This is a genomic window from Streptomyces pluripotens (genome assembly GCF_000802245.2).
GTDB lineage: Bacteria > Actinomycetota > Actinomycetes > Streptomycetales > Streptomycetaceae > Streptomyces > Streptomyces pluripotens.
Genome location: NZ_CP021080.1, coordinates 7261223 through 7286654, shown reverse-complemented (window position 1 = coordinate 7286654; position 25432 = coordinate 7261223). Strand labels below are relative to the sequence as shown.

Sequence of the window (25432 nt, the reverse complement as noted above, 5' to 3'; positions counted from 1 at the left end):
AACAGATCACCCAAAAGGAAATCGCGAATACCGAGCCGTTTTTTGGTCACGGCCGCTGTGGGCGCACTGGTACTGTCTGTGGCGCCCGCTCTGTCCGCCGCAGCGGACGCGGGCGGTACGCCACCGGTCTCCACGCCGGCCCCTGCCCTCCCCGAAGGCCACCCGGTCGGCCCCCTGGGCACCACGCGTGCCGCGGACGACTCAGGACTGACCAAGGGCCAGCAGGCGGCGCTTGCAGCAGCTCAGAGCAAGGCGGCCTCCACCGGTATCCCCGTGAAGGTGGAGGCGCTGACCAGCGAGACCGACACCGTCCAGGCCAACCCCTCAGGCACCGTCACCTGGACCACCAGCCTGCTGCCCGAACGCGTCCGCAAGAACGACGCGTGGGTGCCCGTCGACGCCACCCTCCAGCAGAACGGCGACGGCAGCTACAGCCCCAAAGCAGCGGCCGAACCCCTGACCTTCTCCGGCGGCGGCAACACTCCTCTGGTTTCCATGACCAGCGGCACGGCGAAGCTGGCCTTCTCCTGGCCCCAGGCACTGCCCAAGCCGACCATGTCCGGCGCCACCATCACCTACCCCGACGTCCTCAAGGACGTGGACCTCCAGCTCACGGCCAACACCCTCGGCGGGTTCTCCGAACTGATCGTCGTCAAGACCGCCGAAGCCGCCTCCAACCCTGCCCTGGCCACGCTGGAACTCACCACACACGCCACCGGCGTGAGAGTGTCCGACGACGGCCACGACAACCTGCAGGCCGCCACGCCGGCGGGACAGGTGATGTTCAGCGCGCCCCAGCCCATGATGTGGGACTCCTCCACCAGCGGCACCAGCACCCAACTGCTCGCCGCCCCCGGCGAGGCGGCCGGCTCCGCGTCCGCCGACAACGAAGGTCGGAACGGCGCCTCCGGGCCCGGCATCGGCGCCCGGGTGTCCCGGGTCTCCGACGACGTCACCGGCAGCACCCTGTCCCTGACACCAGACCAGGAGCTGCTCGCCGGTTCGACCACCCACTACCCGGTCTACATCGACCCCACCTGGAACCCGCACTACGCGTCTGGCAGGAAGCAGCACTACGTCGAGACCCAACAGGGCTGCCCGACGGCGAAGAACTACGACTCCACCCAGTACGGTGACCCTGGCGTCGGCTACAACAGCTGGTCCGGCTGCATCGGGATCGAGCGCTCCTACTTCCAGCTCGGCATCCCCTCCACCGTCTGGGGCACCCACATCGTCTCCGCCACGGTCAATGCCAAGGAGAACTACTCGGCCAGCTGCAGCCTCTCCTCCAGCATCAAGCTGTACCTCACCGACGCCATCGGATCCGGCACTACCTGGAACAACAAACCCGGCCTGTCAAGCTACCTGGCAGCCAAGAGCTTCGGTCCCGCCTGCAGCAGCGAACCCTCCGGCGGCTTCTCCGTCACCTCCGCCATCGCCAAGAAGGCCGCCACACACGACTCCAGCTGGACCTTCGCCCTGGTCAACAGCCACGACGGCAGCAGCAACGGCGCCTACTTCAAACGCTTCGCGAACAACCCGTCGATGTCGATCGAGTACAACCACGTCCCCGGCAAGCCGGGTAGTCTGGCCGCCAAGTTCGGCAGCCACTCGGTCGGCTGCGGCACCACCGCCCCGTACCCGGTCATCGGCAAGACCCTGGCCACCACACCACCGACGCTCAACGCCACGGTCAGCGACGGGGACAGGGACGCCCTGGCGGCGACCTACACGTACTGGGTCAACGGCGGCAGTTCCACCACGACTACCAGCGCCGCCGTCTCCAGCGGGTCGAACGCTCCCAAGCAGTTGTCCTCCAGTTTCATGAGCGGGCTGAAGACCGGTGACACCGTGGGCTGGAACGTCCGCTCCAGCGACGGCAAGGACACCAGCCCCACCTCATCCAGCTGCCATTTCACCATCGACCTCACCGCACCCGCCGCGCCCACCGTCAAGGACGAAGACGGAACATATCCCGAGGACTCCCCCGGCATCACTCCCGCCGGCACCCCGGGCCATTTCACCCTCAGCACCAACAGCGCGGCCAAGTTCCTCTACCGTCTCGACGTCAGCCCGCCCACCTCCAACACCCCCTCCTCCGAGGTGGCCACGGCCTCCCACAACGCCGCGACGATCTCCGTCACACCGACCGCTCCCGGAACACACACCCTGTACGTCTACGCTGTCGACTCCGCCGGGAACGTCTCCACCCAGCAGCAGTACCAGTTCACCGCCCTCGGCCACGCAGGCAAGACCTACACCAGCCTCAAGGACGCGTTCAACAACACCGCCGTCACCGACGACAGCGACCAGGCGGCCGCCGACGCCGACGGAGTCGGCGCCACCATGTCCCTGCAGGACCTCAAGGCAGCCGGCTGGCAGCCCGGCGGCAAGATCACCGTGGACGGCGCCACCTTCACCCTGCCCGACTTCGCCTCCGCATCCGGCGACAACGTCATGGCCGCCAACCAGACCATCCAGACGAACGGCAGCGGCAAAGCCCTGGTCTTCCTCGGGTTCTCCACCTACGGATTCGTCAGCTCCCAGCACGCCGCCGACGACTACTCCAGCCCCGCCGTCCCCGACGGCACCTCCGTCAGCGGCACCGAGTGCACCCTCGGCAACGGACAGTACGAAGACTGCCGGGCTGGCGGCCCCTACGGCTCCGTCACCTACGCCGACGGCACCGCCTCCGCCTACCACCTGACCGTCCCCGACTGGGTCTACGGCTCCAACGCCCTGGCCGCCGTCACCCTCCCCCACCGCAACCACACCAGCGGCACCCAAGAGACCCGCAGCACCAACATCTACGCCTTCGCTGTCCCCCTCAAACCCGACGCCCAGATCAGCTCCGTCACCCTGCCCGACCTCAGCGACGCCGCCCGCCAGGACGTCCCCGGACTCCACCTGTTCGGCATGGCCGTCCGCGACACCACCACCGCCCCCAACAGCGCGAAGTGGACGGGCGCGTGGAGCTCCCCCAACGAGGGCGCGTTCAACTACGAGGGCACCGACTACAAGGACCAGACCTTCCGCATCACGGCCGACCCCAGCGTCGCCGGCTCCCGCGTCCGTATTCGGCTCTCCAACGCCCTCGGCCGCACACCGCTGACCATCGACCACACCACCATCGCCACCCAATCCTCCGGCGCCGCCCCCACAACGACACCCGCCGACCTCACCTTCAACGGCGGCAGCAAAACCGTCACCATCCCGGTCGGAGGCGAGGTCTACAGCGACCCCACCGACTACGCCGCCACACCCGGCAAGCGCATCATGGTCAGCCTCCACCTGGACAATGACGTGCCCTACCTCGTACAACACAGCTGGACAAGCGCAGCCACCCAGTACGTCAGCGCCGTCGGCTCCGGCGACCACACCACCGACACCACCACCACCGCCTTCACCGGCACCGGCGTGCAATGGGGCTGGTTCACCGACATCCTCACCGGGATCGACGTCACCACCAGCGGTAACCAGCCCACCATCACCGTACTCGGCGACAACCTCACCGACCCCTTCGCCGCAGGGACCAAGCCCCTCAACGTGCCACGGATCGCCGACGACCTCACCGCCGCTCTCCGAACCAACGACCAAGGCCTCCCCCACTACGGCGTCGTCTCATCCGGCATCGAGAACAACCGCCTCACCAACGAACAGACCAGCCAAGGCGGACCGGCCGTGCTCACCCGCCTGGATCGAGACGTCCTCGCACTGCCCGGCATCAGCACGGTCATCGTCGACGAAGGCCTCAAAGACATCATCACGGGCACCGACGACACCAAACTCGAACAGGCCTACGGCAACCTCATGAACCAGCTACGCGGCTGGGGCATCAAAGTCATCTTCACCACTCTCACCCCCTGCCACGGCTACGCCCCCTGCACCACCGACGCAGACACCAACCGCGTCACCACCAACACCTGGATCACCGACCAAGTCGACTTCAGCACCCCCACCGTCACCTACCTCGACGCCGAACAAGCCGTCGCCACCCCCGACCCCACCAGCGCCGCAGACCCCACACCCCTGATCCTCAACACCGACACCGCCCCCAACGACTTCGACACCGGCGACCACATCAACCTCACCACCGACGCCTACAAAACCATCACCAACACCATCGACCTGACCACCCTCGCCCCCGACAACTAACCACCACCCACCACGCAGACAGCGCCCCCGCACGCAGACAGCCACGCGGGGGCACCGTCGCATCCGCTCAGGCCGATGTGCCGACTTCGCGGCAGTGAACCAGCCGGTGCACCCTGAACGGCTTCGCCCGTTGTCGCCCGTTCAGCGCGGGGCTTCGGCACCGCCGCCGTGGCGGACCCGTTCCAGGATCTGCTCGTGCAAGGCGGCCAAGCCTTCCAGCGGCGCCGGAACGGAGCCCCCTGTGAGGGCGTGCCACTCGTCTGCGTCCGTCTACTGGATGGCGGTGCCGGCACGCCCGTCGGACATCAGCCGGGTTGTGACGGTGCGGTCACCGGTGATGACACTGACCTCGTCCGTCATCGCGACGCCGGGTCCGGTCTTCACCTTGCTCACGAGCTGCTCCGGCTGCGGGGCGAGCGTTCATGGGCAACGGCTGCCCGGCATGTCGGTGAGCGTGGTCTTCTCGTTCACCGACGCTCGTAGGTGGACTTCACCGACACCCATGCACAGACATGGGTGCACCAGTACGATTTGGGCGGCGGCTGCCACTCGTCCGGGCCTTGGTCGCCCTTCGACCGGTTCGAGGCCGCGAAGAGGGCAAGCAGCTGCGGGTACGCCAGGTCATTCGCGAATGCCTTCCCTTCTCCTGCGTCCACGTGTTCGTGCCGATTGGTGGGGTGTCAATCCCCGAGTGTGGTAGTCGGGGCGGTCCACGGGTAGTCGGCGTCGGGCGAAGCGGCTTCTTGCCCCCTGGTCCCAAAACGCCGTTCCTCCTCCCGCTGCGCGGCCACGTCGGGGATGACGGCGATAGCCTCGGAGAAGCGGTGCTGCCAGACCAGCAGTTCGGCCAGGTCGGTTGCGGCCCGCTTGCCAGGCAGCGGACGCAGACGGGCGATGGCCTCCTCGACGCACCCGTCCTGGGCGAGCAGCCACGCGATGGTCAGCTCGCGGTCGTCCACCTCGCCGACCGGCACGGCCTCGACCTCGGCGATCGCTTCCCGGGCAGGTCCCGACTCTCCCCTCAGCCACCACCGGTTGGAACGAAGCCAGAACACCTCGTTCTCCGCGAGGAACTCGGGGCTGCGTCCTTCCGTGAGTCCAAGCGCTGTGCCGTGCTGGCCCTGTTCGGCGAGAAGGATCAAGGCCGCCTGGAGAAGGTTTCCGTCATAGAGGTCGTCGAACGTGTGCTCCACCGCCTTGATGGCGTCGTCGAACCTGCCCTGGCGGATGAGCAGTTCCATCAGCACGTTCTCGTACCAGCCCGGATGCACGGCGGCGATGAGGCCACGCAGATAGGACTCCGCCTCCGACCCGCCCTGCGTGCTCCAGCACCCTCACGTACGGAGTCACGACAGTCTGCTCTGGGAGTCGGCGAGTTCGCGCAGTTCCTCGATCCGACCGTGTCGGGCCAGCAACTCTGCATAGGACTCCACGTTGTTCTGCGGCCCATAGCGACGTGCGGCCACGTCCGCACCGAGCAGCCGGATCGCCTCGTCCACGCGGCCGGACCGTTCCATTACGCGAGCCCCTATGCGGGAAGGATCTCCCAGAGGTCACAGACGCCGGACTGTTTCGGGTCGCGCCGGAACTCCTCGGCGATCGGGGCCAGCAGCTCCAACACCCGCTCGTCGCACCCCTGGCCTTCGGTCATCTCCACCAGGCCCCCCAGCACCCGCCCGCCGCGGAGCTGCGGGCCGAGTGCGCCGATCGCCTCCTCCACCCGCCCAACCCGAACCAGCACCTCGGCATAGTCCCGCAACGCGTCGACCGCGTTCTCCTGCGGCCCCTGCGGACGCGCCAACTCCAACGCCTGGTCGACGCGGCCCCACCGCAACAGGACGTCCGCGCCCACCCGCACCGCCGGCTGCCAACGGGTGGCCGCGAACGGTTCCACCACCGTCCAAGCCCGCCCGAACTCTCCCACCTCGCACAGCTCCCGCACCGCGCCCGCAGCGCAGAACCAGTCCTCACGCTCCCGCGCTGCCTGTACCAAGGCCTCCAGGCCACCGCGTTCGCAGATCTCGTCCACGATCCGCGGCAGGACGCCGCCATGGCTGCCTACCCGCCGTGCCCACGGCGGCGCTCGGGCACCAGCGTCAGATCCACGGCCGAGACGACCGGCCCGTCAGCGCACAGCAGCGCGTCGGTCAGTCACGGCAGCTGTAGTTCCGATCATGGTTGGTCGTTGAGAGCGTGTCGGCGCTGGTGACAGGATTGCGCGGCGGCTTGATGGCGGCGGCGCCAGGCCATCCAGTGCAGGACGTGTTCCGCGTCCCGGACGGGTGGCGTGAGGACGAACGCCCTGAGGAGACGGACGAGTTCGGGGCAGGTCAACGGGATGAGACGGGCTGGGGCGGAAGGGCCGACCGTGGCGGCGGTGAGGGCCAGGACGGCGGACGCGATGAGCGAGAATAGCGACCACCGCATCCAGGAGTTCCAGCAGGTCACCTGCCCCTCGTCGAGGCCGGCGAAGGTCTTGCCGAGCTGGAAGGTCTCCTCGATCCGCCACCTGCGGCAGATCACCTCCACCAGCTGGGCCAGGGTGACGTTCCTGGGGGCCCAGCATCGGTAGAAGGAGATCTCGCCGGTGTAGCGGTGCCGGCGGGCGACCAGAACACTGACGCCGTCGTCTTCGTGTCCGTCCGGGCTGTCGTCGGCTCGGACGTCCGCCCAGGCCCAGTCGTACTCGCGGGTTCCCTTGGTGCCGTATCCGGTGCGCATGCGCATCCATCGGTGCGGCAGCACCCTGCCGATCATCTGTCGGGCGCTCTGCCTGCGGCCCGCGCCGTCGGTGACCGTATGCGTGTGGGAGACACCGACTGTGTAGCCGAGTCCGAACTCCCGCATGGCCTTGCGGAGTTCGCGGCCCGAGTAGACCTCGTCGCCGGCGAACCAGCGTGCCCGGACACCCAGCTCGAGCGCGTTCTTGACCATCGCGATGCTCTGCTCGGGCTTGGTCGCGAACATGACCTCCTCCGGGACGCCGGCCGCGTCGCGGCGTTCCTCGTCCGCGGCCCAGTCCTTCGGGAGGTAAAGGGCCCGGTCGATGACCACCCGCGCCGAGTCGGTCACCGCGGCCAGGTGCACGGCGACCTGGCAGAGCCCGACGCCCCTGATCGCGCCGGAGTACTGGCGGCCGGCGCCCACGCAGCCGGTCGAGGACTTCGCGTCCCCGGTCTCGTCCGCGACCAGCACCACGTCCTGACCTGCGAGTTCCCGCACCACCAGACGGGCGATCTCCTCCCGGGCCCGGTCGTGGTCAAACCGCGCGCGGGACAGCAGGTGCTGCAGCCGGTGGGGGCCTGGGTGCCCCAGCGCCTGAGCCAGGGTCCAGCAGTTCCGGGTGTCCACCTCCGTCAACAAGCCCGTGATCATCTCCGCCGCCGTCGAGCGGGCCTCAGGCCGTGCGAAACAGTCTGCGATCGCCTTCATCGCCGCCTCGAGAACCCGGTCCCAGACCGCCTGGGCTATCGTGACCTCCACGGCCACCTGCTCTTGATACGTCGTCACAAACGTTCATGATCATGGTGGCCGTACCCATGCCCGCATCCACCCTCACGAGCTGCTGACCAGCACAGACGTTGGAACTACAGCTGCCGTGTCAGTTCGAACAGTTCGTCACGCCGGGCGGTCAGACACTCGTAGAACTCGGCCCGGAAGCGTGACGCTTCCGCGAACGCTTCCTGCCGGACATCATGATGCACCGGACTCGCCGGTACGGCCTTCGTCTCGGTCACGTGCACTCCTTGGTCGGAGCACAGGATCAGGCGAAGGCCACCCCCACGTCCGGCGAACCCCTTGGTGAGTGACCCCGTTCGGGACGTTGTTCGAGACCAGAAGAAAAAGAACAAGCTAAGCACGATAGGTGTGACCAAGGCAGGGTTTTGTCACCGAGCCCGCCGGCCGAAGCGCGCCGGACTGAGTATTGCTGTCATCTCGCCTTGAAGCTGTCGGATTCTTACTTCTCCTCATTCACGCTGGCAGACCCACAGCGCAGGCAGAACGGCCGCCCCGATTGTCCGGCTACGGGGTTGGGGTGCGTCGCTGCGGTGACCGCTTTACGCTGGGAACACCGGTTGGAGTCGCCTGCCACCGAGCCGAGAGGGGGCGAGGCCGGTGGTGAAAGTGCTGGTGGCTGGTTTCGAGCGGTACGGCACGACCCCGGTCAATCCCGCTCAGGGTGTCGCTCGGGCTGTTGCAAAGTCTTTTGATCTTGCGTGGGAGCGCTGGTCAGGCAAGGCCGAGGAGGTCCAGTGGTCGGCGGAAGCCGTCGTAGGACATCTCGCGGAGTCCGGCCGCGATGTTCGCGTGGCCGGAGGCTCGCAGTGTGTTGATCGCGAAGCTGCGGAGGGTGGCCATGTTGTCCAGGCCGTGTCCGGTTCGGACCGTGGAGGCGTCCTCGGCGAAGGCGGTGTCTCGGACGAAGTGGAGACGGTTCTCGATGATCCACTGCGAACGGACGATCTTCGCGATGCGCTCGGGGGAGGCTTCGCGGCTGGCCAGGTCCGTGATGACGTAGACCGTCTCGCGGCTGCGTTTGCCGGTCTTGCGCTGAGTGCGGTGCCGGACGATCTTCGCGACCTGGACCGCGTGGGGGAAGTCGACGCCGAGGTCGGTGATGGTCAGGGCCTGCACGACGCGGGTCTCCAGGCGTCCGTGGGCATCGGTGCGGTCGTAGAACTTCGCACTCGCCTTCTCCCAGGGCAGGGTGGCGAGTTGGCGGTGCAGGTTCTTCTGGTTGCGCTTCACGGTGAAGGCGTAGTGCGCCTTCTTCTCCTCGACGAGGAACCGGGCGTGATCGCGCTGGCAGTGCAGGGCATCCGCGGAGACCGTGACGCCGGTCAGGTCGTAGGGCGCCAGCAAGGCGTCAAAGCAGGTGATTTCGTTCGTCTTGCCGGGGACCCGCAGTTGGGTGACGGTCAGGCCGGCGCCGGTGATCGCGGCCAGCAGATGGGCGGCCGGGATCTCGCCGTGGCGCGAGCCGCGGGCGCTCTTGCCATCCACCGCGAGGGTGTCCGCCCCAGCCGGATCGGATCCGAGCAGGTCGGCGAGCCCGCCGGGGCAGGCGGCGTTCAGGACGCGGCGGATGGTCGCCGCACTCGGCGCGATGCGCACGTTCAAGACCGTCGTGGCGCGGGCGCCGAGCCGGGCGAGCGTGTCCTGCGGGGCGCTCGCTGCCCACTGGCCGATCGCGGCGAAGGAACGGGCTCCGGTCAGCACCGCCGAGCAGGCCACCAGCAGCACGCTCACGAACGAGTGACGCTTCCCGCGCCGATGCCGGGGGTCGGCCAAGGTCCGCAGCCGCAGGGCCAGCGGTCCGATCAACCGGTGCTGACGGGTGGGCGACTTGATCAGGCAGACGGTGGCAGACTGACGGCACATCGAAGCTCCGGGCGGTGCGGGCGACTTGATCGGTCACCGGCATCAACCGGAGCTTCGTTGCGTACGGACCGGGCCGACCGCGCATCGTCATACCGTCGCGACCTGCGCACTCACGTGATCACCGGGACTTTGAAACCGCCCTGGAACACATGCGCACCTCGCTGGTCACCGACGCGCTCCGGGCCACCGCCCGGGTCCGCGGCAGCCTCGCCGGCGCCGTCTTCCACAGCGATCACGGAGCCCAGTACAGCTCCCATGATTTCGCCGGCATATGTGTCGAGTTGGGAGTGAAGCAGTCCATGGGTGCGGTCGGTACCAGCGCGGACAACGCCCTGGCTGATTGTTCAACGCGACCCTCAAACGCGAAACGCTCCGTGGCGCCCGCCGCTTCGACGGGGCCCGCGCCTGCCGCCTGGCGGACTTCCGCTGGACCAGCCGCTACAACACCCGCCGACGACACTCGGCGAACGGACAGCAGGCGCCGATCGCCTACGAACAGCATGCAGCTACCCTGACGCTTGCCGCATAACGACACGAACAGGTGTCCATTCCTCGGAGACAAGGTCCGTTCGCCGGCTTCGAGGACCAGCCCTGCGCCTGCCGGGAGGCGTCGGACGGCGACACCGCCGGTGTGCAGCGTCTCCACCTGGTCGCCACCGCGCCCGGCGCCGTCCACGATGTCGCTGAACGCGGTCGACCTGACCGGGGAACGGGTGCGGTAGCGGAACTCCCGCGCACACGCGAGGCTGCTCTGTCGTGCGGGTCCGGCAAGCGAGACGGAAAGGAGTACGCGAGGAACCCATGCCTTGACCCGTGTACGGGCCACCACCGAGGACGTCGACCGCGGTCGACACTGATCGCGCAGGTGGGCGTGGCCGGGTGGTGCTGACACCTGGCTCGCCGCGCGGCAGACGACCCGCCCCGGCGCGGGTCCCCTGCGCCGGGCGGCAGAAGGGGCGGCAGGCACCCGGCAGTTGGCGTGCGAAGGTGCCTCCGGGCGCCCCCCGTTCTCCCTTGTGATGCCCGTCGCCGGGGTGCGACAGTGGCACGGCGACGAGCCGCGGAGCTCACCTCGCCCGACCGACGGACCGAGCGACCCGGAAGCCAGGCATGGGAATCATCCTCACCCGGAGCCGGGGCGGGCCCCACCGGGAGAGCGGCTGTCGTGTCGCGGACGAAGCCTTCGACAAGGGTGTGCTCGGCACCGCGTGCGGACGCCGGATCCGGGCGCCCACCCGGACGACAGCGCGCCTCCGCACGTTCGCGGAGCGCGCCAGGGCATCGACCTGCATCCGGATGTCGCCCGGTCCCCCGCACTCCCGCACCGGTGAGGCCCGCCGATGTGCGGCGGCGGCGCAGCGTCGTGCCACCCTCGAAAGGAACCACCGTGCCGCATGCCAGAGCCTCGGACGGAATCCGCATCGCCTACCAGGTCCGTGGGGACGGTCCCCCGCTCGTCCTACTCGCCGGCCAGGCGAACGACCACCACTGGTGGGACGGTGTCCGCGGCGACTTCTCAGGCTCCCGGAGTACGGTCACCATCGACTACCGGGGCACGGGCGACAGCGACAAGCCTCAACTGTCCTACTCCACCGAGCGCTTCGCCGACGACGTGGTCGCGGTCCTCGACGAACTGGACGTGGACCGGGCGGACGTGTACGGCACGTCCATGGGCGGGCGCGTCGCCCAGTGGCTGGCCGTCCGCCACCCCTGTCGGGTACGTGCCCTGGTGCTCGGCTGCACCTCGGCCGGGGGGCGGCACGGCATCGACCGCGGCGACGGCGTCCGCAGGTCACTGATCCGGTCCGATCCGGCCGAGGCGCGACAGGCCCTGCTGGAGCTGATGTACACCCCGGCCTGGCTCGCAACGCACCCGGGCCCCTACCGCACGCTCGGCGACCGGAGCATGCCGGCGCATGCCCGGCGCGGGCACCTGGTCGCGAGCGACGGGCACGACGCGTGGGACGCGCTGCCCGGCGTCCTCGCCCCGACCCTGGTGCTGCACGGCACCGACGATCTGCTCAATCCCACCGCCAACGCGCCGCTGCTGGCCGCCCGTATCCCGGGCTCCCGGCTGGAGCTGATCCAGGGCGCCCGGCACGCCTACTTCGAGGAGTGCCGCGAGCTCGCCGGCCCACTCGTCCTCGAATTCCTCGACCAGAAAGTGCGCTCCCGGTGACCCGTATCGATGATCTTCCCGTCCGGAGCGAGCTGCGCGGCCAGACCCCTTACGGCGCTCCCGCGCTGGAGGCTCCGATATCGCTGAACGTCAACGAGAACCCCTACCCGCTGCCGGAGCCGCTGGTGCGAGCGATGGCGGAACGGGTACGCGAGGTCGCGGGCGGCCTCAACCGTTATCCGGACCGCGACGCACGGGAACTGAGGGCCGGGCTGGCCGGGTACGTGACCCGTGCCACCGGTCACCCGGTGGGCGCCCGGCAGGTGTGGGCCGCCAACGGGTCGAACGAGGTGCTCCAGCAGTTGTTCCAGGCGTTCGGCGGCCCCGACCGTCGCGCCCTCGGCTTCGAGCCGTCGTACACGATGCACGCGCTGATCGCCCGTAACAGCGGTACGACGTGGGTCCCCTGCATGCGGGACGAGCGCTTCGACATCGATCTGCGCGCCGCGCGCGACATCCTCGCCGAGCAGCGGCCCCACCTCGTCCTCATCACCTCTCCGAACAATCCGACCGGGGCCGCAATCCCCGCCGAGGCCGTGCTGGAGTTGTACGACGCGGCGCAGCGGGCCCGTCCGTGCATGGTCGTCGTGGACGAGGCGTACGGGGAGTTCTCCGACCGGCCGTCCCTGGTACCACTGGTCGAAGGCCGCCCCCACCTGGTGGTCACCCGTACGATGTCCAAGGCCTTCGGCGCTGCGGGGCTGCGCGTGGGCTATCTGGTCGCCGATCCCGGCGTGGTCGACGCGGTGCAACTCGTCCGGCTGCCCTACCACTTGTCGACCGTGACCCAGGCACTCGCCATGGTGGCGCTCGAACATTCCGACACGCTGTTGGGCTACGTGGAACGGCTCAGGTACGAACGCCGCCGGATCGTGGTCGAGTTGAGGGAAATCGGCTACGACGTCGACGAATCCGACGCGTCTTTCGTACAGTTCGGCCCGTTCGACGACACCCGTCGGGCCTGGCAGGCCCTACTAGACCACGGAGTCCTGATCCGCGACAACGGTGTACCGCGTCGGCTGCGCGCCTCCGTGGGAACACCGGCTGAGAACGACGCCTTCCTGCGGGCGGCCCGTGCGGTGCGGCACGAGGCGAGGCCGGCGGGCACCTCCCGCTGACGCCCCTCGCGCGTCATGGGCTCGCCCTCACCCGCCGTCGCAGGGAACAGACCGGTCCGCCGGGTACGAGGCCACACGGCGCAGCAGGCCGCCTCTCGACGCCGTGGTGTCCGTGTAGTCGAGGCCGAACTCCGCCGCGAATCCGGCGAACGGCTCCGACGCCATGAGGGCGCGGTGTACCTCCGACGTGTCCGCGCCGCCCAGCCCCGTGTTGACGTTGAACTCCAGCAGTTTGAAAGCCGATCCGACCCGGTCCAGGTCCGCACGCCCGGGCGTGGGAGGCCCCGCGTGACGCGATCGGGTGATCAGCGCCGTGCGTTCCTCGTCCATCCCGATGGCCGAGCACTACGTGCCGAGGTCCCCGCCGAACAACCGATCGGGCAGCGACACGACGATGCCGAACGGGTCCCTGGCGTCGAGGCCCAGGGATGCCATGGCGTCCCGGCCGCCGAAGAAGGGCCGGGACACCACGTCGTAGGCGGCATGGAACGACGGAGGTGTCCGTGTGGTGGACATCGTCCGCCGGTACCGCTCGGCGCGCTCGCAGCGTCGCACGAACTCATGCGTCACACGGTCCGCCATGGCGTTCCCCACCGTCATGCTCACTCTCCGTCGGTACGCCGCCGTGACGGTTCCCAGTAGGTGTCTCGGGCCAGTCACTCCGCGGTGATGGACACCGTGATCCCGTTCTTGACCTCCGCTAGCCGGTTGACCACCTCACGCGCGTCCGCGCCGTGGACGGTCGCGATCGCGATCGCGTCCGTCGACCGCCTGGGCCGCCCGACGAGGTCACCCGGACGGTAGGGCGTGGTGAGTTGCAGCAACCAGTCGCGCCGCGGAAGCGTGTGGTAGCCGCAAAAGCGGCCCGGCATCGGCGGGTAGATCATGGACCAGCCGGTCGCGGGCCCCTCCGACCGCTCGTGGCCCGCGGGAACGCGGCGCCCCAGCTGCGGCAGGACGCTGGCGAGGAGCAACGAGACCCCGTGTCGGTACTGGAAGGCGGCTTCCGTCCCGGCGCCGCCCGGCCGGCCACCCAGTTCGCAGAAGACCGGGTTCCCGCCGGCATCGAGGAACGCCTCCAGGTGTGTCGCGCCGCTGAACCAAGGGATGCAGCCGAGCACCTGGCGGTTGAACGCAAGGAGCGACTCGCGGTCGGGGCCCTCGTCCAGGGTGTGCGACCTTATCTGCCCGCCCAGCGGGAACGTCTCGTGCGAGTCCAGGTACTGCGAGACGGAGACGGCGACGGGGACTCCGTCGTCGACGACGCTGTCGATGTGGAACTGACGGCCCGCGATGAACTCCTCGGCCTCGTAACGGTCCGTGCCCGCGAATCCGGTGCGCTGGAGGCGGATCAGCTCGTTGCGGTCGCGGACGATGTGCACGTCCATGGAACCGGCACCGTGCACCGGCTTGACCACGATCCTGCAGAACCTGTCCAGCAGTTCCGCCGCCTGAAGAGGCTCTGAGATCTCCGTGAACTCCGGCACCCGGATGCCGTGCGCGGCGAAGTGGCGCTTCATCGCCACCTTGTCGCGGAGGAGCAGCGTGTGCCTCGTCCCGGTTCCGGCGACGCCCAGGGCCTCGCGCAGCCGCGCCGCGGGCAGGAGCAGCCGCTCCTGGGTCGCCACCACCCGATCGAAATCGCGCTCCCCGGCCAGCGCGGCCGACAGCACGGACTCCGGGGACGCATCGATGTCCACGGGGACACAGCGGCTCACCTGTCCGGGAGCCAACCGGGCGATGTCACGGGGTCGGGCGAACAGGGTGACGTCGAACTCGTCCCTCGGGAAGAAGGGACTGCCGTCGGCATACCGGTAGGCGTCGTAGCCGACATGGCTCAGTAGAGCCACCCGCTGGCGCGTCACAGTGTCGTCGCCTTCCTGTCGGCCCGAGTGCCGACACCGGGCGTGCTTTCCCGCTCCGCCGGTGCGGCGATCAGGGCGAGGTGCGCCAGGCCGGCGCCGGTCGCCAGTGCCAGCGCCGCGAACACCAGCAGCCCGCCAGGTCCGGATACCCGGGCCACCACACTGCCGAGCGCGGCCCCGACGGCTCCTCCCAGCGACATGAACGAGCTGTTCCAAGCCATGGTCTCCGCCGCTGTGTTCGCCGGAGTCAGCTCGCCGGCCGTCGCCCACAGGGCCACGAAGCTGGGCCCCAGCGCGACGCCCATCAGCGCCGCGGTCACCGCCAGGACCGCCGTCCCGGTGAAGCTGGCCGCCGCCACCAGCAGGGTCCCCACGCACAGGACGACCAGGGTGACGGGCAGGGTGGCCCTGGCGGACCACCGGGCGGGTAGCGCCCCGAGAACGAGCCCTCCGGCCACGCTCCCCACTGACATACAGCTCAGGAGCACGCCGCTCATCAGCGACATGCCGTGCCGCTGCGCCCAGACGGGAAAGGCCAGCTCGATCGCGCGGACCCCGAGAAAAAAGAACACCGCCGCCGCCATCGTCCTGCGCACCGCACGGCTGCGCAGCGGTCCCAGCCAGTGACGCTCGGTCTGCCGCGGCGGCCCGGACCGGCGCGGCACTCCGCGCAGGAGCAACAGGAGGGTGGCGACCGTGCACAGCAGCGCGGACGCAGCCACTCCGGCCCAGGGCGCCACGGTCACCACCAGGAAGGCGGCGATCGTCGGACCGACGATGAACCCGAGGTCCGTCAGCATGGTGTCCAGCGACAGAGCGGTCGTGCGGAGGGCGTCCGTCGTCATGTCCTGCCAGATCAGCCGGGTCGCGGTCTGGATGGGCGGCGCCGATGTCCCCGAGACGAACGCGACGGCCAGCGTGACGGCGAACGGTCCGCGCACGTGCTCGTTCAGCACCAGGACAGCGAGCGACATCAGGTACACCATGAGCGCGGGCGCCATCCCGTGGGTGTAGCCATGTCGGTCCATGAGCCTGCCCCTCAGCGGGAGGGTCACACCGGCTAGCGCGGTCACCGAGACGGCCACGGCCGCCTGGCCCAGGCCCCGGTAGTGCGCGACCTCCAGCAGCAGGGCGAGCGAGGACACCCCCGGCTTCAACTTCCCCGCGACCGCCGCGACCAGGGTCGGGCCGAACTTCGGCAGGTACCGCAACTGCCGGTACGAGGCCAGGACGCTCATCGGTGCCGGCCGACCGGTTCCATCACCAGCTGGACGCTCTCGCGGACCGCCGTCAACCGCTCGACCAGCGTCGCGTGGTCCGGCGCGGAGACACTCACCCTGACCGGAATGGTCCTCATGCTGTCGGTCGTCGGCACCACGTCGCCCTGCTGGTAGGCCACCACCAGCTTGTCCACGCCGGGCAGTCGCTCCACTGTGTCCAGGCCGCGGATCTCCACCAGCCGGCCGGCCGGCCCGTCGTTGCGGATGGCGTTGGCGCCACTGAGGCGGTCGTGCCGCACCGGCGCCTTCACGATCTTCGGTACCTCGCCCAGTCGGCACACCAGGGTCTGGCGGTGCGGGTCGAGGTCGCTGTGCGCGATCCACGCGTCGATCATGGGGTAGGCGGGCAGACGGGCGCCCAGTTCGATGAGGTAGGCGTCACCGCCCGAAATCTTGATCTCGGTGTGACTGGGGCCGAGATGCACGTCGAACGCGTCGAGCACCTGGCGCACGTAGTCGACGGCGGTCTGCCAGTCGGGATCGTCCTGGGGTATCTGCGCCCAGTCCCAGTAGGGGAACGAGTAGTCCCGGTCGTCGGGCTGCCGGTACTCCCAGATGTCCACCACATGGTGCTCGCCGTCGTGCGAGACGCAGTTCACGCCCAGTTCCCGGCCGCGCACGTACTGCTCGACCAGCCAGGCCTGCACCGGCCGTCCGAAGTGGTCGGTGCGGTGCAGGGATGAGAGGTCCTCGGCGTCCCCGGGCCCGCTCAGCAAGCGGGTGCCGTGCGACGCGGCCCCGGCCGTCTGCTTGACGAACGCGGGGAAGCCCACGGCGTGCGCGGCACGGGCGATGTCACTCGGGTCCTCGACCAACTCGTAGCGGGGAATGCGTACGCCCGACCGCGCGGCGGCCTCCCGCATCTCGGACTTGTCCCGCCGGGCGGCGGCGAGCCGCGCACCGTTGCCGGGCAGACCGAGTTCCTCGGCCAGCGTGTCCGCCTTGTCGACCGCGACGTCGAAGGCGGGGACCACCGCGCGGATGTCGGCGTCCAACTCGGCGAGTCTCGCCCGGATCTCGTCGAGTTCCGCGGCGTAGAGGCTGACAGTGTCACCCAGGGTGTGGTCGGGCCAGCGGGTCTGGATGTACTCCCGGGGCATCGTGTAGACGGAGATCACGGCCATTCCGCGCTCGGCCACCTGGGGTTTGAAGTTGATGCTCGCCCCGACGGGATCCATCAGCACAACAGCGGGTGTCCCGCTCAGTGGGCCGGTCATGATTGCTCCTTGGTGTCTCTCGATGCGGAGGGTCGGGGTGGCCGACTGCCCGCGCCGCCGGGCCCTTCCCAACGGTTTCTCTCGACCGGTTACTTGCCGAGGGTCTACGCCGGTGGCCCGGCCATGGCGTTCAATCCGGTGAGCGCGGGGACTCCCCTCGGCCCGCGGGTCGCCCATGTCTCCGCGATCGTGGGGAGCGGTCGCGTCCCGTACCGACTCCCACCGGAGACGGATGCACGGTCGTCACGTAGGCGCACACGGAGCCGTGGTGGTGCCGCGCGCACACCGCAGACGGTCACCGGACAGGCTGGAGACCGGCCCGGCACTACGGCGTGTACCGGGATCGGCCGCCACCTCCTTTTCCACCTACCGTCGTTGGCGGCAGTACCTGCGGCTCACATCGTGGCGGTCGCCGTACCTTCCGTACCTTCCTCGTGGGAGAAGTATCCGGTCGACGACTTTGTCCCGTCGCTCACGTGGGAGCCTTCCTGGATCTGGTACAGGGAGTTGAACTCCGCCTGCGCGATCGGAAGCTGCCAGAGGCCGGCCTCGCCGCGTACGGCCCTGGACGCGCTGCCGCGCACGACCTTCGCGGTCGGCTCGTTGTGCGCGGCGTGCGGACCGTAGTAGATGGGCAGGGCGTCGGCCGCGCGGTAGGAGGGGATGAAGACGCGGCGGTACATGTCGGAGAGGTTCTTCTCCGACGAGTGCAGGAGCAGGGGGTGGATGAACACCACCGAGCCCGCGGACCCCTCGCAGTCGGTGATCGCCGAGTCCTCCAGGCCCACTTGTGCCGGCGACGAGACCTTGCCCACGAAGTGGCCTCCCGACTCGTGCTTGAAGAGGCCGTGCCGGTGGGAACCGGCGACGACGCGCAGACAGGCATTCTCCCGGGTCGCGTCGTCGAGGTAGATCAGCGTGGCGACCAGATCGGTGTTCGTGTGGGGGTAGAACGCGAAGTCCTGGTGCCACTCGACGACGCTGCCCACGCGCGGCGGCTTCACGTTGAGCTTCGAGTACTGCAGCACGATGTCGGGACCGATCAGTTGCTCCACCGCGTCGAGGAGCCGGGTGTCCTGCGCGATGCCTGCGAAGAGCTCGTCCCGTGACGTCGGGGCCCAGATGCGCCGGGCTTTGGACCCGTCCTCCGGCTCCGCCTCGGCCACACTGGCGAGGTCGGCAAAGGAGAGCAGGCCGTCCACGACGGAGCGGGCCTTCTCCACCAGCTCGCTGTCGAACATCCCGTCAACGACGCAGAATCCGTTCTCACGGTAGAAATCGACCTGGCTCTGACTGAGGATGCTGCCCATCGAATTACCCTTCTGCACAACCATCTCGAAGCTCCCGCAGATTCGTACAGCTCAATTCGTACACGCCGCTTGCCGTATGCCGCAAGACGCGACCAGCCGCCCGGAGAGGCAGCTTGAGTCAGGCAATGCGCACGATTCTGCCGAGCTTCTGCCGGGCTTCTGCCGCTGCTCAATGCGCACTTCATGACCTAGTCTCGACGCAACGCTTGCCCCGCACTCCGCCGCTTGAGGTATCCACTATCGGAGACATCACCGCAGTACGAGCAGTGTCCGGGGAACTCGGTGTGGAGGCGACCCTGAAACGGGATCACTTCACCGCACCTGTCGCCGAGCGCGAGTGACGCCCTGGTATTACTCAGGTCGGCAACTGGCTTCGCCGCTCACGCACTGCCCAAAGGTAACGGAGAAAGCCATGAGATTGCCGACACCAAGAACGATCGTGCTCGGCGGGATCGGTGCCGACGCTCATTCGGTGGGTCTCACTCTGCTGAAGCACGCCATCAACGAGGCAGGCCATTCGATCCACTTTATGGGCACGCAGAACAACCTGGAGGACTTCTTCGAGAACGCGGCGGACGCGGATGTCGTCATGATCTCGTGCATGGACGGCCATCTGCGCCACTACCTGAGAAAGTTCCCGGACCTGACGCTCAAGTACCCGGGCATCGATGCGCTCTGGTACGCCGGCGGAAACCTCGACGTGGGCAGCGCGGAACGGATAACCGGTGAAGCGCGTCGTCTGGGCTTTCGACGAGTGTTCCCGACGTACGTCGACATCCCGACGGTTCTCTCGGTCCTGGACGAGGACCTGCTGACCAGGCCTGCCCCGGTGCGCGGCAAACCCGCCGCTCCCCGGTGGCCCACCCACCCCGGCACGGCGCCGCCCGACCAGCGGCTCACCATGACCGAGCTGCGACAGCAGCGAACCGGGGTGCTGGAGTCCTGGCCGACCGGCGCGCGCGCGAGGGACTTGGCGGACAACGCGGCGTTCCTCCTGCGGCAGCCGTCGTTCGCACAGGCGCACGCGCCGCGCCCCCGGGCGGAACGGCCGTTCCTGGTGCAACCGCGCTCGGGCGTGGCGCTCGCCGCCGCGCAGCGCACGGCGTTCACGGCCCTGCGCCGGGCCGGCGCGGACGTGCTGTCCTACCAGATCGACTCCCTCACCAGGAACAACGAGTACCAGAAGGCCGCCGACGGGATCGCGGAGAGCCGGGAGCGCGGCACCTCCACGCTCAACGGTTTTCCCATGGTGAACCACGGGGTCGACGTTCTCCGACAGATGATCACAGAGGTGCGGGCGCCGCTGCAGACCCGGCACAGCACACGCGACCCACGACTCCTCGCCGAGATCTCGTGCGCCGGTGGCGTCACCGGCTTCGAGGGTGGCGCGATCACGTACAACATTCCCTACTTCAAGGAGTACTCGCTGGCCCAGTCGCTCAGGCGGTGGCAGTACGTCGACCGGCTGGTCGGCCTCTACCGCGAGAAGTTCGGCGTGGTGATCGACCGTGAGTTCTTCGGCACCCTCACCGCGGTCCTGATCCCCCCGAGCCTGGCGATCGTCGTCAACGTGATCGAGGCCATGCTGGCGGCCGGCCAGGGCGTGGGCTCGGTTTCGCTCGGGTACGCCGAGCAGGGCCATCGGTCACAGGACATCGCGGCGATCAGGGTCCTGCGCGAGCTGGGGCAGAAGTATCTGGCCAACCTGGGATATCCAGGGGTTCAGGTCAACATCGTGTTCCAGCAGCACATGGCGGCGTTTCCACCGGAACGCGCGCGGGCGGCGCAGTTGATCGTGGCCTCGGCGACCACCGGTCGGCTGTCCGGCGCGTCTCGGCTGATCACCAAGACTCCGGTCGAGGCGACCACCATTCCCTCGGTGTCCGACAACCAGGAGGGCTTGCACCTGAGCCGCCTGGGCGCGCTCGAGGCGGATGGCGTCGAGGTGGACGAGCGGACGGTACGCGAGGAGGCGACCGTCCTGCGGGCCGAGGTGGACCAGATCCTCGAGAGTGTCCTGACGGCCGGCGGCGGCAGCCTCACGGACGGCGTGGTGAAGGCGTTCGCGCTCGGCCACCTGGACATTCCCTTCTCGCCCAGCGTCTACAACCGTGGCGAGGTACTGACGGCTCGGGACGTCCAGGGCGCGGTGCGCTACCTGAACACGGGTCGGCTCACATTCAGTGCCGACGTGATCGACTTCCATCGTAGCCGCATGAGCGAACGCCGCAGGACCGCGGAACCGCCCGTGCGAAGCGACTGGCAGCTGGTCGAACGTGACGTGCTGCAAGTACCGTCCGGCCACTACAGGAAATGGCCACTCGACGCGTGAGCGACGCGCACACGCGCCAGCGCCGACCGGAATTGCGGGCGAGTCCACCCGGCGTGGTGGTCGACCTGTTCCGCCCCGACCACGCGACATCCCGGCCCGAAGCGTGGAACCTCCCTCGGGTCGCTCTCGTCACAGAAATGGAAAGTCAGGATGGCAAAGGAATTCACGATCCCCAACTCGGCGATCGCGACACTGCTGTCGCGGGAGGTAGACCAGGACGCGGCTCTCGACGACTGGCCGACGGAGGCCCTCGCGACGACCGACGCGGAGATCCTGGCGCTGCGTGACGGAATACGGTCGGCCATCCGCGGGGACGCGGGCAGCGCCGTCGTGCGGGTGGACCCGCGGGGACTCGGCGACCACGACGTCTGCACCCTGTACTGGAACTTCTTCACGGCACTCTTCCAGCCGATTCCGCAGTACAGCTCCGGCGAACTCATCTATCCCGTCGAGGTGAGGGCCGGGGCCTCGGAGACTAGTCACTACTCGAATTCGAACAAGACGGGCAACTATCACACCGACGGCACCCTGCTGCCGCGGCTGCCCGACGCCGCGTTCCTGTTCGGCCTGTCCGCGGCGACGGGCGGGAAAACCCTGCTGATGGACGTCAACGCGCTGGTCGAGCAGCTCGACCCCGCGCACGTCGCCGAACTGAGCAAGCCCGTGCCCTTCGACGTCAAGGACCAGATGGCGGGCGTCAGGATCAAGCGTCAACCCGTCCTGACGCACACGGCGGGCGGCTACGTACTGCGTTATGTCCGCATGTACATCGAGCAGGCATTCGCCACGGAGAACACGCCCGTGCCGCCCGAACTCGTCGCGGCCATGGACGCGTTCGACAAGGTCTCCGCCGTCGCGGCGGAGGACGCGAAGTGCGTGCTGCTGGAACGTGGCGTCGGCCTGCTGTGGGACAACGGACGGATGCTCCACGGCCGACGGCCGTTCCAGGAGACCGGCTCCAGCCGCCGGCTGCGCCGCATCTACGGCGTCGAGAAGGCCGAACGTGCCAACTGACTCGAGCGAAGTTCACGCGCCGCGCCACACCGCGGCGCACAGCAAGATCGTCAATACGAAGGAGAGCGCACCGCATGCCACGTACCGTTGATCTCTCGCACCCGCTGGAATCGGGCATGCCGCACGCGCGCACCATCCCGGCACCCAAGTTCACGCCCACCAGCACGTGGGAGGAACACCGGATGCGGGTCATGCGACTGGACATCCCGACGCATATCGGCACCCATGTGGACGCCCCCTCGCACTTCGTCGAGGACGGCGCCACGCTGGACCAGGTGTCGCCGTCGGCGCTGGTCGGTCGGGCGTACTGCCTTGAGGTACCTCGGGAGGGCGCCGAACCGATCACGGCAGCCGACCTGAAGGCCGCCGTCGACCTCGAACCCGGTGACGCGCTGTTGATCCGCACCGGCTGGGACGACCGCTACAGTGAGCCGGCCTATGTCGACAGGCACCCCTACCTCACGGTCGACGCGGCCGAATGGGCCGTGGCCAAGGGCCTTCGGCTCATCGGCATGGACACGATGAGCCCCGAGATACCGATGAGCATGCGTCAGCCGGACTTCCCCTACGACGTGCACCGCACACTCCTGGGAGCAGGCACGCTGCTCGTGGAGAACCTGGTGCTCAGGGAAATCTCGGACCACTGGTGCACGCTGTTCGTCGGCGTTCTCAACGTCCACGGTGGCGACGGGGCGCCCGCGCGGGCGCTGGCGGTGCTGGACTGAAGGACGGGACGTCCTTGAAGACCGGACCGGCGTCCTCGCCACCTCACCGACCTGGGGTGCGCGGCGCACCGGGTCCGGCGACCGCCGGACTGCGGGCCGAGGCGTGGCCGGGTGCGTTCCGCCGCACCCGGCCGCCCCGTGCCGGGCACCGCGCGCGGCGGCGTCGCGGCCGTCAAGGACATCGTCTTCCCGTCCCAGGCTTCCGTGTCGCCTACCGCATTCCACGCCGCCGGAGGAGCAGTTGGACCCGGAATCGCGCTCCCCTTTCTGCCGGGCTTCTGCCGCCGGCGAATATGCGCTCCTCGATGAGTGTCGACGCAGCGCTTCACCCATATCTTCCTCTGCTTGAGGTGTTCAATGTCAGAGACATTGCCGATGGCCGCCAAGGACCGGCGATCATCCACCGTCGAAATCCTGGACTGCACGCTTCGTGACGGTAGTTATGCCGTGGACTTCCAGTTCACCGAAGGCGCGATCAGAAGTGTCCTGACCGGTCTTGAGGAGGCAGGTGTCCGGTTCATCGAGCTGGGCCACGGGCTGGGTCTCAACGCCGCCGAGTGCACGCCTCATCCCACTCGGGTCTCCGACGCCCGGTGCTTCGGCATCGCGTCCGAGGCACTGTCGAGTGCGAGTTGGGGGATGTTCTGCATTCCGGGCATCGCCGAGCTGGATCACCTCAGGCAGGCCGTGGCCGCCGGCATGCGGTTCGTCCGGGTCGGAGTGGACATCACCGATGTCGCACCGGCCGAGGCCTTCATCGCCCTCGCCAAGGATCTCGGCATCACGGCGTTCGCCAACCTCATGAAGACGAACGTGCTCGGCGCCGACGGTGTCACGGAGGCGGTCCGGCGCTGCGCGGAGTACGGCGCCGACACCGTCTACCTCGTCGACTCGGTGGGTGGATACCTGCCGTCGGAGGTAGGCGAGCTCTTCGAGAAGGTCGGGCAGTCGGTGACGGTTCCGCTGGGCTTCCACGGACACGACAACCTGAGCCTGGCCAACGCCAACTCGCTCGTGGCGGCGACGAGCGGCGCACGGTTCGTCGACACGACGCTCGACGGCATCGGCCGCGGGGCCGGCAACACCGTCACCGAGACATTCGGGGCGGCCCTCCACGCCCAGGGCCGTCGCACCACGTACGACTTCCGGGCGCTCGCGGAGCTGAGCGAGTCCGTCATCCGCCCCCTGGAGCGACTGCACGACGATCGCACGTACCAGCTCGTCGGCGGCATCACCCGAACCCATTCCAGCTTCTTCCCGCTGATCAGCAGGTGCGCGAAGACGGCGAATGTCGACGTCTTCGAGCTGATGGCTGCGGTCGCCGAAATCGACCGGGTCCACCCCGCAGAGGCCATGGTGCTGGAGGCGGCCAGCACCATGGCCGCGCGCTAGTCGTCGTCACCGAGAGCTCCGGTGACGCCTCGCACGGAGCTGTCCGCCCTCCCCCGCCCCTGACCGTTCGCATACCCGGCCCGAGAAGAGTTTCCGTGGAACCGAAAGCCCCAGTGATCCTGCTGATCGACCCCTGTGACACCGGGAATGGACGCGCATACCGAACCGCCATCAGCGATCTCGGTTTCGACGCGCTCTCGCTGTTCACAGGCCTGTCCGCACGCGCCATGCGGCAGGCCGACCTCGACGACGCGATGTCGCTCCGGGTCGGCGACGCGGAGGACGCCGTCCGGCGGGTCCGTGCAACCGGGTTCGACGTACGGGCCGTCGTCCCCGCCAGCGGGACGAGCCTCCACGTGGCCGACGAGATCGCGGCACGGCTCGGCCTGCCCGGCAACGACCCCGATCTGGGCTGGGCGCGGCGGAACAAGGTGGCGATGCGGCACAGGGCCGTGCGAACGCAGGTCCGCGTCCCGGAGTTCCGGCTGGTCCACTCCCCCGGTGAGGTGGCGGCGGCCGCACGGGGCATCGGCTTTCCCGTCATCGTGAAGCAGACGATGGGAACCGGATCCTACGGCGTTTCGGTCATCAGCGACGCTGCGGACCTGGACGAGACGGGCAAGGTGTGGACGGTCGACCCGTCCGGTCAGCCAGTCACCGAATGGCTGGTGGAGCGCTACGTACGCGGACGCGAGTACGCCGTGAACTTCTGCAGCTCCGACGGTGAGCACCGGCTGATCGACATCTGGGAGTACCGACGGCCCGACGACCGCGACTACGACTTTCCCCTGTGGGACATCGTCCAGATCGATGACAGCCATCCCGACCACGGCCGGGTGGAACGGTTTTGCCGGCAGGCGCTCGACGCGTTCGGCATCCGTCAGGGACCGGGACACATCGAGGTCAAGTGCAGCGGTGACGGGGACGACGTCTATCTGATCGAGCTCGCGGCCCGCTTCTCGGGCGGGCCCGCGGTGACGATGTGGTCGAGGCACTCCGACCTGCGGCCGTTCCACGACGCCGTGGAGTGCTTCCTCGGCCGCCGTCCGGGCGTAATCGACGGGGACCACAACTTCACAGCCGTGCTCGGCTCCGTCGTCATCCGCAACGACGACGCGCCCGGCACCCTGGTGGCCGTCCACGGCCTGGACGAACTGGGTGCCCTGCCAGGCGTCGCCGACGTGCTCGCGGGGTTCAGGCCCGGGGACCATGTGCCGATCACCGACCACAGCCTGTGCATCCCCGTCAGCGCCTCGGTGCACGGCCCGGACAGAGCGGCCGTACTGCGCACCATTGCCCTCGCCCGAGAGACGGTCAGGTTGGAGATCACACCCGACCCCGTCGATCCGACGGCGGTGCCACCGGGAGCCGGAGGCTGACAGGGGCGGACTCGACGGTTCACAGACCGGCGAGCGTGTCCATGTCGGCCCGTGTCCCGCCCACGGGCGCCCGGGACGCGGGCC

The 25432-nt window shown here is 68.7% G+C and carries 21 protein-coding genes and 1 pseudogene; 9 read left to right on the top strand and 13 right to left on the bottom strand.

Features of this window, described 5'->3' with window-relative positions; all coding sequences use genetic code 11:
* Window positions 1-78: 78 nt before the first annotated feature.
* Window positions 79-4155 carry an SGNH/GDSL hydrolase family protein gene (locus tag LK06_RS32195; protein ID WP_159025360.1) on the top strand — a complete coding sequence of 1359 codons (4077 nt, stop codon included), beginning with the start codon at window positions 79-81 and terminating at the stop codon, window positions 4153-4155.
* A 270-nt stretch (window positions 4156-4425) separates the two neighbouring features.
* Here LK06_RS32195 and LK06_RS34985 read toward each other — a convergent pair whose 3' ends face one another.
* From LK06_RS34985 to LK06_RS32165, 7 genes are all read right to left on the bottom strand, one after another.
* Window positions 4426-4548 (bottom strand): hypothetical protein, encoded by a 123-nt coding sequence (locus tag LK06_RS34985; RefSeq protein WP_267894082.1) that lies wholly within the window; start codon window positions 4546-4548, stop codon window positions 4426-4428.
* A 287-nt stretch (window positions 4549-4835) separates the two neighbouring features.
* Window positions 4836-5426: a hypothetical protein gene (locus LK06_RS32180; RefSeq protein WP_043434205.1), complete on the bottom strand. Its 591-nt coding sequence runs from the start codon at window positions 5424-5426 to the stop codon at window positions 4836-4838.
* Window positions 5427-5501: 75 nt separating this feature from the next.
* Window positions 5502-5672: a hypothetical protein gene (locus LK06_RS33580; RefSeq protein ID WP_159025359.1), complete on the bottom strand. Its 171-nt coding sequence runs from the start codon at window positions 5670-5672 to the stop codon at window positions 5502-5504.
* 11 nt (window positions 5673-5683) lie between these two features.
* Window positions 5684-6184, bottom strand: coding sequence for a hypothetical protein (locus LK06_RS32175; RefSeq protein WP_043410451.1), 501 nt, complete (start codon window positions 6182-6184; stop codon window positions 5684-5686).
* 143 nt (window positions 6185-6327) lie between these two features.
* Window positions 6328-7665, bottom strand: a complete 1338-nt coding sequence (locus LK06_RS32170) for an IS701 family transposase (protein ID WP_086083615.1) — start codon at window positions 7663-7665, stop codon at window positions 6328-6330.
* A 77-nt stretch (window positions 7666-7742) separates the two neighbouring features.
* Window positions 7743-7892 (bottom strand): hypothetical protein, encoded by a 150-nt coding sequence (locus LK06_RS33575; RefSeq protein ID WP_159025358.1) that lies wholly within the window; start codon window positions 7890-7892, stop codon window positions 7743-7745.
* A 493-nt stretch (window positions 7893-8385) separates the two neighbouring features.
* Complete coding sequence (locus tag LK06_RS32165; protein ID WP_234367568.1) at window positions 8386-9537, bottom strand: ISAs1 family transposase; 1152 nt, start codon at window positions 9535-9537, stop codon at window positions 8386-8388.
* 143 nt (window positions 9538-9680) lie between these two features.
* On the opposite strand from LK06_RS32165, the pseudogene LK06_RS34795 reads away from it, so the two are divergent.
* The 3 genes and pseudogenes from LK06_RS34795 to LK06_RS34785 all read left to right on the top strand — a co-directional run.
* Window positions 9681-10066 (top strand): annotated as a pseudogene (locus tag LK06_RS34795) (transposase); the annotation flags it as partial.
* Between the two features lie 858 nt (window positions 10067-10924).
* A complete protein-coding gene (locus tag LK06_RS34790; protein ID WP_039649917.1) occupies window positions 10925-11716 on the top strand; it encodes an alpha/beta fold hydrolase in 792 nt (263 codons plus the stop codon).
* Entirely contained in the window at window positions 11713-12834 is a 1122-nt protein-coding gene (locus LK06_RS34785) for a histidinol-phosphate transaminase (protein ID WP_043435813.1), read from the top strand. The genes LK06_RS34790 and LK06_RS34785 overlap by 4 nt, the downstream gene beginning before the upstream one ends.
* Window positions 12835-12861: 27 nt before the next feature.
* Here LK06_RS34785 and LK06_RS32145 read toward each other — a convergent pair whose 3' ends face one another.
* From LK06_RS32145 to LK06_RS32120, 6 genes are all read right to left on the bottom strand, one after another.
* Window positions 12862-13164 (bottom strand): hypothetical protein, encoded by a 303-nt coding sequence (locus LK06_RS32145; RefSeq protein WP_039649914.1) that lies wholly within the window; start codon window positions 13162-13164, stop codon window positions 12862-12864.
* Between the two features lie 15 nt (window positions 13165-13179).
* The gene (locus LK06_RS32140; protein WP_043435815.1) at window positions 13180-13434 is read right to left on the bottom strand and encodes a hypothetical protein; all 255 of its coding nucleotides are present in this window, start codon (window positions 13432-13434) and stop codon (window positions 13180-13182) included.
* Between the two features lie 56 nt (window positions 13435-13490).
* Window positions 13491-14699 carry an ATP-grasp domain-containing protein gene (locus LK06_RS32135; RefSeq protein WP_039649910.1) on the bottom strand — a complete coding sequence of 403 codons (1209 nt, stop codon included), beginning with the start codon at window positions 14697-14699 and terminating at the stop codon, window positions 13491-13493.
* Entirely contained in the window at window positions 14696-15937 is a 1242-nt protein-coding gene (locus LK06_RS32130; protein ID WP_052319109.1) for an MFS transporter, read from the bottom strand. The genes LK06_RS32135 and LK06_RS32130 overlap by 4 nt, the downstream gene beginning before the upstream one ends.
* Complete coding sequence (locus LK06_RS32125; RefSeq protein WP_043435819.1) at window positions 15934-17196, bottom strand: ATP-grasp domain-containing protein; 1263 nt, start codon at window positions 17194-17196, stop codon at window positions 15934-15936. Before LK06_RS32125 ends, LK06_RS32130 begins: the two co-directional genes overlap by 4 nt.
* Window positions 17197-17591: 395 nt before the next feature.
* Window positions 17592-18530, bottom strand: coding sequence for a phytanoyl-CoA dioxygenase family protein (locus LK06_RS32120; protein WP_199806274.1), 939 nt, complete (start codon window positions 18528-18530; stop codon window positions 17592-17594).
* A gap of 388 nt (window positions 18531-18918) precedes the next feature.
* Here LK06_RS32120 and LK06_RS32115 point away from each other — a divergent pair, with 388 nt between their 5' ends.
* From LK06_RS32115 to LK06_RS32095, 5 genes are all read left to right on the top strand, one after another.
* Window positions 18919-20838 (top strand): methylaspartate mutase subunit E, encoded by a 1920-nt coding sequence (locus tag LK06_RS32115; protein WP_078859129.1) that lies wholly within the window; start codon window positions 18919-18921, stop codon window positions 20836-20838.
* Window positions 20839-20988: 150 nt separating this feature from the next.
* Window positions 20989-21852: a TauD/TfdA family dioxygenase gene (locus tag LK06_RS32110; protein WP_043435821.1), complete on the top strand. Its 864-nt coding sequence runs from the start codon at window positions 20989-20991 to the stop codon at window positions 21850-21852.
* A 74-nt stretch (window positions 21853-21926) separates the two neighbouring features.
* On the top strand, window positions 21927-22577 hold the full coding sequence (locus LK06_RS32105) for a cyclase family protein (protein WP_052269782.1): 651 nt from the start codon (window positions 21927-21929) through the stop codon (window positions 22575-22577).
* A 357-nt stretch (window positions 22578-22934) separates the two neighbouring features.
* Window positions 22935-23969, top strand: a complete 1035-nt coding sequence (locus LK06_RS32100; RefSeq protein WP_078859130.1) for a beta/alpha barrel domain-containing protein — start codon at window positions 22935-22937, stop codon at window positions 23967-23969.
* Window positions 23970-24064: 95 nt separating this feature from the next.
* On the top strand, window positions 24065-25348 hold the full coding sequence (locus LK06_RS32095; RefSeq protein ID WP_063891061.1) for an ATP-grasp domain-containing protein: 1284 nt from the start codon (window positions 24065-24067) through the stop codon (window positions 25346-25348).
* Window positions 25349-25432 lie beyond the last annotated feature (84 nt).

Excerpts from the sequence above, each read along its gene's own strand:
- LK06_RS33580 (WP_159025359.1), bottom strand. The coding sequence starts at position 5,672 with ATGGAACGGTCCGGCCGCGTGGACGAGGCGATCCGGCTGCTCGGTGCG.
- LK06_RS32165 (WP_234367568.1), bottom strand. The coding sequence starts at position 9,537 with ATGTGCCGTCAGTCTGCCACCGTCTGCCTGATCAAGTCGCCCACCCGT.
- LK06_RS32145 (WP_039649914.1), bottom strand. The coding sequence starts at position 13,164 with ATGGACGAGGAACGCACGGCGCTGATCACCCGATCGCGTCACGCGGGG.
- LK06_RS32140 (WP_043435815.1), bottom strand. The coding sequence starts at position 13,434 with ATGACGGTGGGGAACGCCATGGCGGACCGTGTGACGCATGAGTTCGTG.
- LK06_RS32130 (WP_052319109.1), bottom strand. The coding sequence starts at position 15,937 with ATGAGCGTCCTGGCCTCGTACCGGCAGTTGCGGTACCTGCCGAAGTTC.
- LK06_RS32125 (WP_043435819.1), bottom strand. The coding sequence starts at position 17,196 with ATGACCGGCCCACTGAGCGGGACACCCGCTGTTGTGCTGATGGATCCC.
- LK06_RS32120 (WP_199806274.1), bottom strand. The coding sequence starts at position 18,530 with ATGGTTGTGCAGAAGGGTAATTCGATGGGCAGCATCCTCAGTCAGAGC.
- LK06_RS32115 (WP_078859129.1), top strand. The coding sequence starts at position 18,919 with ATGAGATTGCCGACACCAAGAACGATCGTGCTCGGCGGGATCGGTGCC.
- LK06_RS32110 (WP_043435821.1), top strand. The coding sequence starts at position 20,989 with ATGGCAAAGGAATTCACGATCCCCAACTCGGCGATCGCGACACTGCTG.
- LK06_RS32105 (WP_052269782.1), top strand. The coding sequence starts at position 21,927 with ATGCCACGTACCGTTGATCTCTCGCACCCGCTGGAATCGGGCATGCCG.
- LK06_RS32100 (WP_078859130.1), top strand. The coding sequence starts at position 22,935 with ATGTCAGAGACATTGCCGATGGCCGCCAAGGACCGGCGATCATCCACC.